16 protein-coding genes are annotated in these 13379 nt (G+C 70.7%); 7 read left to right on the plus strand and 9 right to left on the minus strand.

Features of this window, described 5'->3' with window-relative positions; all coding sequences use genetic code 11:
* The first annotated feature begins 8 nt into the window (after window positions 1-8).
* Both EV670_RS07735 and EV670_RS07740 read left to right on the plus strand, forming a co-directional pair.
* Window positions 9-1145, plus strand: coding sequence for a PilT/PilU family type 4a pilus ATPase (locus EV670_RS07735; RefSeq protein WP_130431263.1), 1137 nt, complete (start codon window positions 9-11; stop codon window positions 1143-1145).
* Between the two features lie 23 nt (window positions 1146-1168).
* Entirely contained in the window at window positions 1169-2071 is a 903-nt protein-coding gene (locus EV670_RS07740; RefSeq protein WP_423213575.1) for an NAD(P)-dependent oxidoreductase, read from the plus strand.
* Between the two features lie 37 nt (window positions 2072-2108).
* Here the strand turns inward: EV670_RS07740 and EV670_RS07745 are convergent, their stop codons facing one another.
* The 3 genes from EV670_RS07745 to EV670_RS07755 form a co-directional block, all read right to left on the minus strand.
* Complete coding sequence (locus tag EV670_RS07745; protein WP_242616876.1) at window positions 2109-2741, minus strand: BON domain-containing protein; 633 nt, start codon at window positions 2739-2741, stop codon at window positions 2109-2111.
* 127 nt (window positions 2742-2868) lie between these two features.
* On the minus strand, window positions 2869-3465 hold the full coding sequence (locus EV670_RS07750) for a phosphoheptose isomerase (RefSeq protein ID WP_130431266.1): 597 nt from the start codon (window positions 3463-3465) through the stop codon (window positions 2869-2871).
* A 157-nt stretch (window positions 3466-3622) separates the two neighbouring features.
* Window positions 3623-4018: a YraN family protein gene (locus EV670_RS07755; RefSeq protein WP_130431267.1), complete on the minus strand. Its 396-nt coding sequence runs from the start codon at window positions 4016-4018 to the stop codon at window positions 3623-3625.
* Between EV670_RS07755 and rsmI the strand changes: the two genes are divergently transcribed.
* Window positions 4011-4937 carry a 16S rRNA (cytidine(1402)-2'-O)-methyltransferase gene (gene rsmI / locus EV670_RS07760; protein ID WP_130431268.1) on the plus strand — a complete coding sequence of 309 codons (927 nt, stop codon included), beginning with the start codon at window positions 4011-4013 and terminating at the stop codon, window positions 4935-4937. The genes EV670_RS07755 and rsmI overlap by 8 nt on opposite strands.
* A 13-nt stretch (window positions 4938-4950) precedes the next feature.
* Here the strand turns inward: rsmI and EV670_RS07765 are convergent, their stop codons facing one another.
* Window positions 4951-5310 (minus strand): hypothetical protein, encoded by a 360-nt coding sequence (locus EV670_RS07765; RefSeq protein WP_130431269.1) that lies wholly within the window; start codon window positions 5308-5310, stop codon window positions 4951-4953.
* A gap of 160 nt (window positions 5311-5470) precedes the next feature.
* Between EV670_RS07765 and tldD the strand changes: the two genes are divergently transcribed.
* From tldD to EV670_RS07785, 4 genes are all read left to right on the plus strand, one after another.
* On the plus strand, window positions 5471-6946 hold the full coding sequence (tldD, locus tag EV670_RS07770; protein ID WP_130431270.1) for a metalloprotease TldD: 1476 nt from the start codon (window positions 5471-5473) through the stop codon (window positions 6944-6946).
* Window positions 6947-7173: 227 nt separating this feature from the next.
* The gene (locus tag EV670_RS07775; RefSeq protein ID WP_130431271.1) at window positions 7174-8292 is read left to right on the plus strand and encodes a 3-deoxy-7-phosphoheptulonate synthase; all 1119 of its coding nucleotides are present in this window, start codon (window positions 7174-7176) and stop codon (window positions 8290-8292) included.
* A gap of 63 nt (window positions 8293-8355) precedes the next feature.
* Window positions 8356-8667, plus strand: coding sequence for a hypothetical protein (locus tag EV670_RS07780; protein WP_130431272.1), 312 nt, complete (start codon window positions 8356-8358; stop codon window positions 8665-8667).
* Window positions 8668-8799: 132 nt separating this feature from the next.
* A complete protein-coding gene (locus EV670_RS07785; RefSeq protein WP_130431273.1) occupies window positions 8800-9114 on the plus strand; it encodes an EF-hand domain-containing protein in 315 nt (104 codons plus the stop codon).
* Between the two features lie 18 nt (window positions 9115-9132).
* On the opposite strand, the gene EV670_RS07790 is transcribed toward EV670_RS07785, so the two are convergent.
* The 5 genes from EV670_RS07790 to EV670_RS07810 form a co-directional block, all read right to left on the minus strand.
* Entirely contained in the window at window positions 9133-9618 is a 486-nt protein-coding gene (locus EV670_RS07790; protein WP_130431274.1) for a hypothetical protein, read from the minus strand.
* Window positions 9615-10784 carry a S1 family peptidase gene (locus tag EV670_RS07795; RefSeq protein ID WP_130431275.1) on the minus strand — a complete coding sequence of 390 codons (1170 nt, stop codon included), beginning with the start codon at window positions 10782-10784 and terminating at the stop codon, window positions 9615-9617. Before EV670_RS07795 ends, EV670_RS07790 begins: the two co-directional genes overlap by 4 nt.
* Entirely contained in the window at window positions 10757-11854 is a 1098-nt protein-coding gene (locus tag EV670_RS07800; RefSeq protein ID WP_130431276.1) for a hypothetical protein, read from the minus strand. The genes EV670_RS07795 and EV670_RS07800 overlap by 28 nt, the downstream gene beginning before the upstream one ends.
* A 70-nt stretch (window positions 11855-11924) precedes the next feature.
* Window positions 11925-12686 carry a hypothetical protein gene (locus tag EV670_RS07805; protein WP_130431277.1) on the minus strand — a complete coding sequence of 254 codons (762 nt, stop codon included), beginning with the start codon at window positions 12684-12686 and terminating at the stop codon, window positions 11925-11927.
* Window positions 12687-12768: 82 nt separating this feature from the next.
* Window positions 12769-13353 (minus strand): cob(I)yrinic acid a,c-diamide adenosyltransferase, encoded by a 585-nt coding sequence (locus EV670_RS07810; RefSeq protein WP_130431278.1) that lies wholly within the window; start codon window positions 13351-13353, stop codon window positions 12769-12771.
* Window positions 13354-13379: the final 26 nt, after the last annotated feature.

A 13379-nucleotide genomic window follows, 5' to 3' on the forward strand; every position in this document is an offset into this window, starting at 1 on the left:
GTGACAAGATGGAACGCGACCAGGCATCCAAATTCATCAACGACCTGCTGCGCCTGCTGGTCTCGCGCAACGGCTCCGACCTGTTCCTGACCTCCGACTTCCCGCCGGCGATCAAGGTCGACGGCAAGATCACCAAGGTCTCGCCGCAGCCGCTGACCGGGCAGCACACGGTGGCGCTGGCGCGTTCGATCATGAACGACAAGCAGGCCGCCGAGTTCGAGAAGACCAAGGAGTGCAACTTCGCGATCGCGCCGACCGGCATCGGCCGCTTCCGCGTCAATGCCTTCGTGCAGCAGGGCCAGGTCGGCCTCGTGCTGCGCACGATCCCCCAGACGCTGCCTACCATCGACAGCCTGAACCTGCCCTCGGTGCTGAAGGAAGTGGCCGCCACCAAGCGCGGGCTGGTGATCTTCGTCGGCGCCACCGGCTCGGGCAAGAGCACCTCGCTGGCGGCGATGGTCGACCATCGCAACGAGAACAGCTACGGCCACATCATCACGATCGAGGATCCGGTCGAGTTCGTGCACCCGCACAAGAACTGCATCGTGACCCAGCGCGAGGTCGGCATCGACACCGACGACTGGGGCATCGCGCTGAAGAACACGCTGCGCCAGGCGCCCGACGTCATCCTGATGGGCGAGATCCGCGACCGCGAGACCATGGAACACGCGGTGGCCTTCGCCGAGACCGGCCACCTGTGCATGGCCACGCTGCACGCCAACAGCGCCAACCAGGCGCTCGACCGCATCATCAACTTCTTCCCCGAGGAGCGTCGCGCCCAGCTGCTGATGGACCTGTCGCTGAACCTCAAGGCGCTGGTCTCGCAACGACTGATTCCGCGCCAGGAAGGCAAGGGCCGCGCCGCCGCGGTCGAGATCCTGCTCAACACGCCGCTGATCGCCGACATGATCTTCAAGGGCGAGGTCGGCGACATCAAGGAACTGATGAAGCGCTCGCGCGAACTCGGCATGCAGACCTTCGACCAGGCGCTGTTCGACCTCTACGAGGGCCAGATGATCACCTTCGAGGACGCGCTGCGCAACGCCGACTCGGTCAACGACCTGCGCCTGCAGATCAAGCTCAACAGCCATCGTGCCCGCAACACCGACCTCTCGGCCGGCACCGAGCACATGAGCATCGTCTGAGCCCGGGGCCCGCCTTGACGACCATCCTCGCCGCTCCCCGGACCTACGAGCCGACCGCACCGTTACGGGTGGCGTTCCTGGGCCTCGGCGTGATGGGCCAGCCGATGGCCGGCCACCTCGCGCGCGCCGGCCACCAGGTCACGGTCTACAACCGCACCGCCGCGCGCGCCGACGAATGGGTCGCGAGCTACGGTGGCCGCTCCGCACCGACGCCGCGCGAGGCCACGGCCGGCGCCGACATCGTCTTCGCCTGCGTCGGCAACGATGCCGACCTGCGCTCGGTCACGCTTGGGGTCGATGGCGCCTTTGGCGGCATGGCCGCCGGCGCGGTCTTCGTCGACCACACCACCGCCTCGGCCGACATCGCGCGCGAGCTCGACGCCGCGGCGCGCGCGCGCGGCCTTCACTTCATCGATGCGCCGGTCTCGGGCGGCAACCTGGGCGCCATCAACGGCGCGCTGACCGTGATGTGCGGCGGCGACGCGGCCGCCTTCGATCGCATCCGGCCGGTGGCCATGAGCTATTCCAAGGCCGTCACGCTGCTCGGCCCGGCCGGCGCCGGCCAGCTCGCCAAGATGGTCAACCAGATCGCGATCGCCGGCTTGGTGCAGGGCCTGGCCGAGGCGATCGCCTTCGGCGAGAAGGCCGGGCTCGACATGAAGGCCGTGCTCGGCGTGATCGGCAAGGGCGCCGCGCAGAGTTGGCAGATGGACAACCGCGGGCCGACGATGGTCGACGCCAGGTTCGACTTCGGCTTCGCGGTCGACTGGATGCGCAAGGACCTCGGCCTCTGCCTCGACGAGGCGCGCCGCAATGGCGCCCGGCTGCCGGTGACGGCGCTGGTCGACCAGTTCTATGCCGACCTGCAGGCGCAGGGCGGCAATCGCTGGGACACCTCGAGCCTGGTCAAGCGCCTGCGCGGTTGAGGACGGCGACTGCGGCCAGGAAGCCGCAGCGCAAGGTTCAGCGCTGGCTGCCCGCAGCGCCCGAGGCGGCCGGCGCCACCGGCTTGACCGCGTACTGCGCGAGTTCGTCCTCGCTGATGATCTCGAACACGCGGATCACCTTCACCACGCCGCTGACGCCGCGCGCGATCTCGACCGCGCGTGCGGCCTCGCGCTCGGTGACGCGGCCCATCAGGTAGACCACGCCGCGCTCGGTAACGACCTTGTAGGCGTTGGCGAAGATGTCGCGCGCATCGACGAAGCTGGCCTTGACCTTGCTGGTGATCAGCGAATCATTCGAGCGCTGCGTCATTGAGCTGTTGGGGGCGACCACCAGCTCGTTGATGACGTTGCGCAGGTTCTCGATGCCGGCCATGGCCGCCTCGACCGCGGCGCGATCGGACTCGCTCGGCACCTCGCCGGTCAGCAGCAAGACGCGGTTGTAGCTCGTGACGTTGACATGGCCACGGTCGCCGATGGTCTGCTGGATGCGCGTGTTCGCCTTGTTCTCGATGCCCTGGTCCTCGACCACGGTGCCCGAGGTGCGGCGGTCGGACACCATCAGCACGCTGCCGACGGCGGCGCCACCGACCAGGATCGGCGCGCAGGCGCTCAGACCACCACCGAGCAGCGCCACGGCCAGCGTTGCCACCGTCGAGAGCCTGAGCAGAGGTTGTCGTTGCGGATGCGTAGGGCGGGAAGCGCGGAGCAGGTTGGAGTTCACTGGGTCGAGGTTCTTTGTTCGTTGATTCACTGGCCGCGGTCGCGAGGGACCGGGCTCAGGCGGGGTCCTGCTCGCCGAGCAGCTGGGTATCCACCGCATCGCAGATGCAGTGCAGCGCCAGCAGGTGCACTTCTTGGATGCGCGCCGTGCGCTCGTGCGGCACGCAGACGTTGACGTCGGTCTCGCGCAGCTGCGCGGCAAGCTTGCCGCCGCCGCGGCCGCTGAAGGCAATGACGGTCATCTCGCGCTCGTGGGCGGCGGCCACCGCGGCTAGGATATTGCCCGAGTTGCCGCTGGTGCTGATGGCGATCAGCACGTCGCCGGGGTGGCCGAGCGCCTGCACCTGCTTGCTGTAGATCGAGTTGAAGTCGTAGTCGTTGCCGATCGCGGTGAGGATCGAGGTGTCGGTGGTCAGCGCCACCGCGGCCAGCCCCGGCCGCTCGCGCTCGAAGCGACCGACGAACTCGGCCGCGAAATGCTGCGCGTCGGCGGCCGATCCGCCATTGCCGCAGACCAGCACCTTGCCGCCGGCGGTGATGGAGCCCAGCACCGCCTGCGCGGCCTCGGCAATGGGTTTGGTGAGCACTTCGGCGGCCTGGTACTTCAGGTCGGCACTGTCGAAGAACTGCTGCTGGATGCGTTGCTCGATCATCATGGGATGATAAGACAAGGGTCTTGTCGATCGGTTCCGCGACCGTCTCGAACTGTGTCCTGCGGTTGCGAGCTCAGCTCGCCCTGCCGGCCGCGTGCTCGCTGAGCTCGCACCCCTCGTGAGGCGCCAGGCCGTGCGCAGGCACGCCCTGTGGTCCTCACTCGGCATCGAAGGCGGCGCGCAGCCACTCGAGGCGTTCGCCGTCGATCGCCACCACGTCGAAGCGGCATGGCGGCGGCGCGCCGCCGCGGCGCTGCAGGTAGTGCTGCGCCGCCAGGACCAGGCTGGCCCGCTTGGCGGCCGAGACACTGGCCGCGGCGCCGCCATGCGAGGTGCTGGCCCGCGCCCGCACCTCGACGAAGACCAGCGTGCCGTCGCGCTCGCGCAGGATCAGGTCGACCTCGCCGGCGCGCCGCCCGGGTCCGGCCGCGACCCGATAATTGCGCTGCACCAGCACCAGGCCGGCGCGCTGCAGATGATCCAGCGCCCGCGCCTCGCCCGCAGCGCCGGCTGCGTTCTTCCCGTCGCCTGAAGCGCTGCCGCCAGTGAGCATCGATGCCCCGCTCGTCCTGCAAGCGGCCGCCAGCGCGGCCGGTGCGCAGCAGTATCCCAAAGCCACGCTCTACGTGGTGGCCACGCCGATCGGCAACCTGGCAGATATCAGCCTGCGCGCGCTGCACCTGCTGGCGATCTGCGACGCGGTGGCCTGCGAGGACACCCGCGTCAGCTCCGGCCTGCTGCGCGCCTTCGGCCTCGACAAGCCGCTGCTGGCGGTGCACGAGCACAACGAGAGCGAGGCGGCTGGCCGCGTGATCGAGCGCTTGGCGCGCGGCGAGCGCGTGGCCTACGCCAGCGACGCCGGCACGCCGGCGATCAGCGACCCCGGCGCGCGGCTGGTGGCGCTGGTGCGCGCGGCCGGCCATCGCGTGATGCCGCTGCCGGGGGCCAGCAGCGTGGTGGTCGCGCTCAGCGCGGCGGGCGACGTGCAGGCCGCCGGCTTTCGCTTTGCCGGCTTCCTACCGACCAAGTCCGGCGAGCGCGAGTCCGCGCTGCGCGCCCTCGCCGCCTACGAAGGCAGCACCGTGATCTTCGAGGCGCCGCATCGGATCGAGGCCGTCGCCTTGGCGCTGGCGGCGGCATTCGGACCACGATCGCTCACGGTCTGCCGCGAGCTGAGCAAGCAGTTCGAGCAGATCGAGACCCTGGCGGCCGAAGCGCTGCCGGCCTGGCTGGCAGCCGATCCGCAACGGCTGCGCGGCGAGTTCGTGCTCGTCCTTCATGCACCGGCACCGGCCGTCGCGCAGGCCGACGCGCTCGACGCCACCACCGAACGCCTGCTCGCCGCACTGGTGGCCGCGCTACCGCTCAAGCAGGCCGTGGCGATCGCGACCGAGGCCACCGGAGCGCCGCGAAACGCGCTCTACGCGCGCGCCCTGGCGCTACGGCAGTCCGCGGCCGGCGACGAGGAGTAGACCGCCGCGAGCTTCAGCTCCTGGTCGCGACGCGCTGCGCGTCGTGCTTCTGGCGCCGGATGCTGCGACTGCCGTGGTGCTGCGCCTTGGCCAGGTGGCGGCGCTCGACCCGGGTCACGCTGCCATCGGCCTTGGCGCGGTTTTCCATGGTGTCGATGTGATCCTGTTGCCGGTCCATGCGCGCCGCCTCCCTGGTCGTCAGCGCGCCCGAGGCGATACCCTGGTCGATGCGCTGCTCCTGGTTCGCCAGGCGCTGGTCGATGCGAGGCGTGTTCGCACCGGGGACGGCGCCGGCAGCTTGCGCCGTCGCGCTGCCGGCCATCAGCACCGAGACGATACCGAGCAGATAGATCGGAAACCGGGTCTGCGACATGTTGACTCCTTGGTTGTTGAATCAAGCTGAGGTGGCGGTCGCCACCAGCCCACAACGCGCCAGCCCGCGCCGGCAAGGACAGGCCGGCATATCGCAGTGGTAAAGAAAGGTGAACGACCCTGCCGCCCTCTGGCGGCGATCGCCTGCCTAAAATCGCAGCATGATCTCGCGCGAACCCACCCTCGAACGCCTCGCCACCGCCCGCTCGCTGCTGCTCGAGCCCTACGGGCTCGACGAGACGCACCTGGCCAACGCGCTGCGCGTGATCGGCGAACACCGCATCGACGACGCCGACCTCTACTTCCAGTACACCCGCAGCGAGGGCTGGAGCCTGGAGGAAGGCATCGTCAAGAGCGGCAGCTTCGGCATCGACCAGGGCGTGGGCGTGCGCGCGGTGGCCGGCGAGAAGACCGCCTTTGCCTACAGCGACGACATCTCGGACGCCGCGCTGCTCGATGCCGCGCGCACCGTGCGCAGCATCGCCGCCAGCGGCCAGAGCCGGCGCGTCAAGCTCGCCGGTGGCGCCAGCAGCGTGGCCGGCAGCCGCATGCTCTACGCGCCGATGGACCCGATCGCGACGCTCGACTCGGCGCAGAAGATCGCGCTGCTCGAGCGCGTGGAGAAGCTGGCCCGCGCCAAGGACCCGCGCGTGGTGCAGGTCATGGCCGGCCTCGCCGCCGAGTACGACGTGGTACTGATCGCGCGCGGTGGCAAGGACGGCATGCTGCTTGGTGCCGACGTGCGGCCGCTGGTGCGGCTGAGCGTCACGGTCATCGCCGAGCAGAACGGCCGGCGCGAGGTCGGCAGCGGCGGCGGCGGCGGCCGCTTCGGCCTCGGCTACTTCCACGAGCAGATGATCGAAAGCTACGTCGACCAGGCGGTCAACGCGGCGCTGACCAATCTCGAAAGCCGCCCCGCACCGGCCGGCGAGATGAGCGTGGTGCTCGGCCCGGGCTGGCCCGGCGTGCTGCTGCACGAGGCGATCGGCCACGGCCTCGAGGGCGACTTCAATCGCAAGGGCTCGAGCGCCTTCTCGGGCCGCATCGGGCAGCGCGTCGCGGCCAAGGGCGTGACGGTGCTCGACGACGGCACCCTGCCCGACCGCCGCGGCAGCCTCAACATCGACGACGAAGGCGCGCCGAGCCAGCGCAACGTGCTGATCGAGGACGGCATCCTCAAGGGTTACATCCAGGACAGCCTGAACGCGCGCCTGATGAAGGTCGCGCCCACCGGCAACGGCCGTCGCGAGAGCTACGCCCACCTGCCGATGCCGCGCATGACCAACACCTACATGCTGGCCGGCAACCGACCCAAGGAAGAGATCGTCGCGTCCATCAAGCGCGGCCTCTACGCCACCAACTTCGGCGGCGGCCAGGTCGACATCACCAGCGGCAAGTTCGTGTTCTCGGCCAGCGAGGCCTTCTGGGTCGAGAACGGCCGGATCCAGTACCCGGTCAAGGGCGCGACGATCATCGGCAACGGGCCCGATGCGCTGACGCGCGTCAGCATGATCGGCAACGACCTCGAACTCGATACCGGCGTCGGCACCTGCGGCAAGGAAGGCCAGAGCGTGCCGGTCGGCGTCGGCCAGCCGACGCTGCGCATCGACGGGCTGACGGTCGGCGGCACGGCATAGGCGCAACAGCAGCGCTTGACGCACCGCACAACGCGCGTGCTACATTCCACTCATGCGCCTCAACGCCTACTTTTTTGGCTACTTTTGGTTCTCGCACCGCCCCGGCGGAGGAGAGGCCAGCGTGTTGCCAAGCTAAGCAAACAGCGCAGACCGAATCCCCAAACCGCCGGGCCCACAGCCCGGCGGTTTTTTTTCGCCCGGGCCCCGGCAGCACCACGAGCTCAACGATGAACGCCATCCCCGTCACCGCCCCCGAAGGCTGGACCCCGCCGGTCGACCGCACAAGCCAGACCGACGACGAACGCATCGTCGACGTCACGCCGCTGCCGCCGCCCGAGCACCTGATCCGCTTCTTCCCGATCCGCGGCACGCCGGTCGAGGACCTGGTGGTCAACACCCGTCGCCGCATCCAGGACATCCTGCATGGCCGCTCAGACCGGCTGCTGGTGGTGATCGGCCCCTGCTCGATCCACGACCCGGCCGCGGCGATGGAGTACGCGCGCAAGCTCAAGACCGAGCGCGAGAAGTACGCCGACACGCTCGAGATCGTGATGCGGGTCTACTTCGAGAAGCCGCGCACCACGGTCGGCTGGAAGGGGCTGATCAACGACCCCTACCTCGACCAGAGCTTCCGCATCGACGAGGGCCTGCGCATCGCGCGCCAGTTGCTGCTCGAGATCGGCCGCCTCGGGCTGCCGGCCGGCAGCGAGTTTCTCGACGTGATCTCGCCGCAGTACATCGGCGACCTGATCGCCTGGGGTGCGATCGGCGCCCGCACCACCGAAAGCCAGGTGCACCGCGAGCTGGCCTCGGGGCTGAGTGCGCCGATCGGCTTCAAGAACGGCACCGATGGCAATATCCGCATCGCCACCGACGCGATCCAGGCCGCGGCACGCTCGCACCATTTCCTGTCGGTCCACAAGAACGGCCAGGTCGCGATCGTCGAGACCAACGGCAACCGCGACTGCCACGTGATCCTGCGCGGCGGCAAGGCACCGAACTACGACGCCGCGAGCGTGGCGTCCGCCTGCGCCGAGTTGCAGAAGTCGGGGCTCGAGCCACGCCTGATGGTCGACTGCTCGCACGCCAACAGCAGCAAGCAGCACCAGAAGCAGATCGAGGTGGCGCGGGACATCGCCAAGCAGATCACCGGCGGCGCGCGCCAGATCTTCGGCGTGATGGTCGAGAGCCACCTGCAGGCCGGCAACCAGGGCTTCACGCCGGGTAAGGACGACCCCTCGCAGCTGGTCTACGGCCGCAGCATCACCGATGCCTGCCTCGGTTGGGACGACTCGACCGGCGTCCTCGAGACGCTGAGCGCGGCGGTCAGGGCGCGCCGCGGCTGACGGGGTCTGTCAGCGCGGCGCCGCTACCATCGGGGCTCCTGCGGTCAGACCCCGGAGCCCACCATGCGCAGCGAAGTCCTGGTCCGTTTCGGTCCCGAAGTGGAGATCACGCTGCCGCTCGACGGCCTCGAGCCGATGCCGGCCGACGTGGCGCGCTGGTGGCTCGACGAGCAGTTCGTCAAGCACGAGTGCACGCCCTTCAAGCCGACCGGCAAGGTGCTGATCGCCGACAAGGTGCTGGCGATTCCGGTCGCGGTCGGCGCCCAGCAGTTCGAGGACGTGGCCTGGGCGCGCGACTATGCGCGCGCCACCGTTTCGGCACTGGGCAAGCCGGCGGTGCGGATCGACGTCGCCGCGCTGACCGTCTCGTTTTGAGCGGCGCCCTCGCGTGCAAGCAGCGGTGAGCGCGACGCGCCAGATGTAACGCGCGCAAGCGAGGGCAAGGGTGCTGGCTCGCCGGCACGGATCGGGCTGCAATGTGTATCCGTCATTCGTGAAGGAATTCACATGAAGCACCCTCGCTCGATGCAGGCCCAGGCCCGTCACATCATCGAAGTCAGCGTCGCCCACCTGGCGCTCGCCGGTGCCGCTGCCGTCAGCCCGCCGCTGCACGCCCAGACCGCGCCGGCGGCGCCGGCGACGTCGATGGAGGCACAGCTGAAGTCCAGCTTCGCGCGCGCCGACACCAACACCGACGGCAAGCTGAGCAAGGAGGAGGCCAAGCGCCTGCCCGAGGTCTCGGCCCGCTTCGAGGAGCTCGATACCGACAAGGACGGTTCGCTGAGCTACGCCGAGTTCGCGGCCGGTGTCAGCAAGGGCTGAGCGCGCCGCCCGCCGCGGCTAGCCGCAACCACCGCTGCGTTGGCTCTTCGGGTCGCGCAGCAGGGTGATCGTCGGGAAGTCCGGCAGCGCACCGCCGACCCGCGTCAGCACCAGCGTGTTGTCGTCGGTGAAGCGGCCGGTGTACTGCGCCGCGATCGGAGAGACCGGGTTGCCGCCGACGTTGAGCGCGATGTTGCACTGATCGAAGCTGCCGGTGGCGGCGTAGGAGTCGCCCCCCTCGACCGAGAGGCTCGCACTGCTGAACGTGCCGCTGCTGCTGCTCGGATTGCTTGGATTGCTGGCGCTCGGGTTGCTCGGCGTGAACGAGGCGCTGACGGTATAGGTGGTGGCGCCGACCACCACGTTGTTCGCGCTGAAGATGAACTCGAACAGCGGAATGATCAGCACCTCGGCGCCGCCGCAGGCGGCCAGGGCCAGAACGGCGGCCAGCAGCAGCGGCCGCAGCGGCCGCGAGAACCCGGGTTGGTGTAGCGACATCCTCATGGTGTTGACTCCTTGGGTGGGCCGAGGGCGCGCAGGAACTGCGCGATGTCGCCCTGCAGCGTCTGCAGGGCGGGTTCGAGATCCTTCATGCGGGCGACCACCGCCGGCGGCACCGCCTGCGTTTCGTAGATCGTGCGCGCATCGGCGTTGGTTTCCCAGAAGCGCAGGTGCACGTCCCACAGCTCGTCGCGCAGCCGCTGCCACGCGGACAACACCGCCGGCGGCCAGTGCTGGGCGAGTGCGCCGTCGTACTTGTCGCGCGCATCGCGGAAGCGGCCGAGCGCGCGGTTGTAGTGCGCAACGTAGTCGGCGTAGGTGGCACGCGCCACCTTCGGCTGCAGCAGCAGGCCATGGGCGTTGCGAACCGCGAACAGGTAGCGATTGAGCGTCTCCGCGAGGTCGATGCGCGCCGCGGCGGGGTCGGTGGGCGGGATGTTGCGCGCGTCCTCCAGCCACCACGGCAGCCCGAGCGCGCGCAGCCGCTGCTGCACCGGCGCCAGGCTGTAGGCGGTGACCATGATCGCGTCGGAGCCGGTCACCAGCGCGGCCACGCCCTCGCCGACCAGCAGCGGCCCGCCGGAGCTGCCGCCGCGCACGCCGGGCTGGCGAACGCGCAGGTTGTCGCGTTCATCGCGCGCCGATTCGACCGCACCCGCGGACGCCACGGTCTCGCAGCGCTGCTCGAAGCCGATGACCCAGCTCGCGCCGCCGGGCCGGATCTTCGGCTCCGGCGCCAGCGCCCGCCGCTCGGGCGCGTAGCCGGCCGGTCGCGCCACGCGCAGCAGCGCGATGTCGGCGCCGTCGGCCGTGAAGGCCTCGACCGCTTGCGCCGGCACCGGAGCGGCCTGCGGCGACGCGCAGAAGTCGATCTCGATCTGCCGGCTCGGCCGCACCGGCCCCTCGAGCCCGGCCGGCGGACGGCGCGCGATCACATGCTGCGCGGTCAGCACGTAGAGCGACTCGGCATCGCCGCCAACCACGAGGCCGAAGCCCTGCTCGTTGATGTCGCGCGCCTCGATCCGCACCAGGTTCGGCAGCAGCCGCAGCGCCAGCTCGGGACCGTCGAGGAAGGTGGTGCCGTCGTCCGCGGCCGCGGCGGGCATGGCGGCGGCCAGCGCCATCACGAGCCAGCCGGCGCCTAGGCGGCAAAGAGCTTGCGCAGCCACGCACCGATCCCCCAGAGCAGCCCGGCCGCCGTCCAGAACAGCGCCAGCGCGTGGTTGCGCGCCAGGAACTCGAGCACGCTCGGCTTGAGCGAGCGCTCGAAGGAGCCGGTGCGCGCGACCAGCTCCCGCGCCGAGCCCGACAGGCGCAGGCCGAGCTCGCCGCCGAGCGCGAGCTCGCAGCGCTCGAGCACCAGGCCGTCGAGCTCGAGCCCGTCGCCGGCGCGCAGCTGGACTTCGGCGCCGGTGGCCGGCAGGCTGATCTGGGCCTGTTTGAGGCTCGACAGATAGACCGGCGGCGCCGCGCCGCGCGCCTGCCGTTCGACAAAGCGCAGCGACACCGGCTGCAGGCCGATCCAGCTGTAGCTGCGCTCGGCGCCACGCCCGAGTTGCAGCGTCAGCGGCGCCGGCCGCCGCTCGGTCGGATCGGCGTCGGCGCCCGCGAGCCGCAACCACTCGCCGGGGCCGAAATCGAAGCGGCGCGGCGCGGCACCGAGCGCCACCTCGCTTGCGCCGGCCACCTCGAGCTCGACCACCGCCTTCGGTTGCGGCGCCTCGACCACCAGCCGCACCGCGTCGGCGCCGGCCTCGGCCCGCACCAGGCTGCCGTGCGGGAAGCGCAGCCGCTGCAGCCGCAACGATTCCGAACGCAGGTCGATGCGGCTGCCGCGCACCTGTTCGTCGCGTGACAGCTTCAGCAGCGCCGCGTCGGCGCTCTCCAGCGTCGCGAAGCCTTCGACGCCCAGTTCGCGATCCACCACCTGCTCGCCGAACTCGCCGGCCGCTTCCATCTGCAGCGCGGCACTGCCGGCGGTCAGCTCGAGCGAGAACGGCACCGAAGGCATCTTCAACACTGCCGCCAGCGTACACAGCAGCGCCACCACCAGCAGCGCAATGGCCGCGGCGCGGCGCTGCAGCAGCGGATCGGCAAGCGCGGCGTCGGCCAGCCGGACCCGCTCCTGCAGTTCGCGCAGTTCGGGCAGCGGCGCATCGCCGGCCTGCATGCGCTGCAGGAACTGGCGCGCGGCCGCATCGCGCAGGTCGCGCAGGCGGCGAATCTCGACGCTGCTCACTGGCGCACCCTACGGCCTGCGGCCGGTCCCGCCCAGCGGGAGCATTCGCACTTGGGGCGGCCCGGCGTGCTCATGGCTGCGCGCCGACCACGATGAAGCTGAGCAGCGGCAGCGTGCGCCCCTTGGCGTCGAGCGCGCGCACGTCGACGCGCAGCGCGCGGCCGGCCGCGGGCAACTCGATCGGCAGCGACACCGGCTGCCAGGCGTAGCTGGCAACGCCGCTGCGCGCGCGCCACGCGGCGTCGGCGCCGGCCTCCGGCGGATAGCTGCGCCAGTGCAGCGAAGACAGGGCCACCGATGCACGCAAGGTCGCAAAACCTGCGTCGCTGTCGGCCTGCTCGGGAGTCAGCGAGACCGGCACGGCGCGCAGCGGCTCCTCGGCGGCGCCGGCGGCCAGCGCGAGAAAGCCGAGCTCATCGGGCCGCAGGCCGGTGGCGACCAGCATCGGCCGCGGGTCCCAGGTCCAGGGCTGGCCGTCGCGCAGCGGCGCATCGACCCGATAGAACGGCGCCGCGGCCAGCGGCTGGATTAGCAGCCGCTGCGATCCGGCCGCGGCCGCGCGCAAGGCGACCGCGCCCGCCGCCTCCAGCCGCGGCTGCCCGCGCGTCAGCGACACCAGCTCGACGAAGGGCTGGGCGATGCTCTGTTCGAAGAAGCCCTCGCAGCGGGACTGGCCGGCGACCGGTCCGTAGGCCGGCGCCTGCGTCGCACTCGGCTTCAGCGCGGCGCAGCCGAACGCGCCCTGGGCCCCGGCGGCGCCCGCCGCCAGCAGGCCCGCGATCGCGGCCAGCGCCGCGATCGAACGATGGCATCCGGCCCAGACTCCCGGCATTGCTGGTGCTCCGTTGGACTCGCGCCCGACGGTTGCTTATAGGCTCTTAAGCGAACGTCGCGGCGCGCGCGCCGCGCGCAAACTAGGGACTCGTCGAGCCGCGCAACTTCGGGCTCTGCCAGTACACGTCGTCGCCACCGAGGCCGTCGAGGTTGGCGCGGTTGAGCACGCGCGCCAGCACGAACAGCAGGTCGGACAGGCGGTTCAGGTACTGGCGTGCCGCCGGCCGTACGCCACCGGGCTCGGCATGGTCGAGCGCCACCACCGCGCGCTCGGCGCGCCGCGCGACGGTGCGCGCCACATGCGCGATCGACGCGCTGCGGGTGCCGGCCGGCAGGATGAACTCCTGCAGCCGCGGCAGCGCGGCGTTGTGGGCGGCGAGCGCGGCGTCGAGCGCGGCCACCGCCTCGTCCTTGAGCAACGCGTAACCCGGAATCGACAGCTCGCCGCCGAGGTTGAACAGCTCGTGCTGGATCTCGACCAGCAGCACCCGCACCGCGTCGGGCAGCGGCTCGCAAAGCAGCAGGCCGAGCGTGGAGTTGAGTTCGTCGACGTCGCCCATCGCCTGCACGCGCAGGTGGTCCTTCGCGACGCGGGTGCCGTCGCCGAGGCCGGTGCTGCCGTCGTCGCCGGTGCGGGTGGAGATCTGCGTGAGGCGGTGTCCCATCGGGCGATGATGCCTCAGCCGCGTAG

Source organism: Rivibacter subsaxonicus (assembly GCF_004217215.1).
Taxonomy (GTDB): domain Bacteria; phylum Pseudomonadota; class Gammaproteobacteria; order Burkholderiales; family Burkholderiaceae_C; genus Rivibacter; species Rivibacter subsaxonicus.

Coding starts and splice junctions, on each gene's coding strand:
- EV670_RS07735 (WP_130431263.1), top strand. CDS start 9: ATGGAACGCGACCAGGCATCCAAATTCATCAACGACCTGCTGCGCCTG.
- EV670_RS07750 (WP_130431266.1), bottom strand. CDS start 3,465: ATGATCGAGCAACGCATCCAGCAGCAGTTCTTCGACAGTGCCGACCTG.
- EV670_RS07755 (WP_130431267.1), bottom strand. CDS start 4,018: ATGCTCACTGGCGGCAGCGCTTCAGGCGACGGGAAGAACGCAGCCGGC.
- EV670_RS07765 (WP_130431269.1), bottom strand. CDS start 5,310: ATGTCGCAGACCCGGTTTCCGATCTATCTGCTCGGTATCGTCTCGGTG.
- tldD (WP_130431270.1), top strand. CDS start 5,471: ATGATCTCGCGCGAACCCACCCTCGAACGCCTCGCCACCGCCCGCTCG.
- EV670_RS07775 (WP_130431271.1), top strand. CDS start 7,174: ATGAACGCCATCCCCGTCACCGCCCCCGAAGGCTGGACCCCGCCGGTC.
- EV670_RS07780 (WP_130431272.1), top strand. CDS start 8,356: ATGCGCAGCGAAGTCCTGGTCCGTTTCGGTCCCGAAGTGGAGATCACG.
- EV670_RS07785 (WP_130431273.1), top strand. CDS start 8,800: ATGAAGCACCCTCGCTCGATGCAGGCCCAGGCCCGTCACATCATCGAA.
- EV670_RS07790 (WP_130431274.1), bottom strand. CDS start 9,618: ATGAGGATGTCGCTACACCAACCCGGGTTCTCGCGGCCGCTGCGGCCG.
- EV670_RS07805 (WP_130431277.1), bottom strand. CDS start 12,686: ATGCCGGGAGTCTGGGCCGGATGCCATCGTTCGATCGCGGCGCTGGCC.
- EV670_RS07810 (WP_130431278.1), bottom strand. CDS start 13,353: ATGGGACACCGCCTCACGCAGATCTCCACCCGCACCGGCGACGACGGC.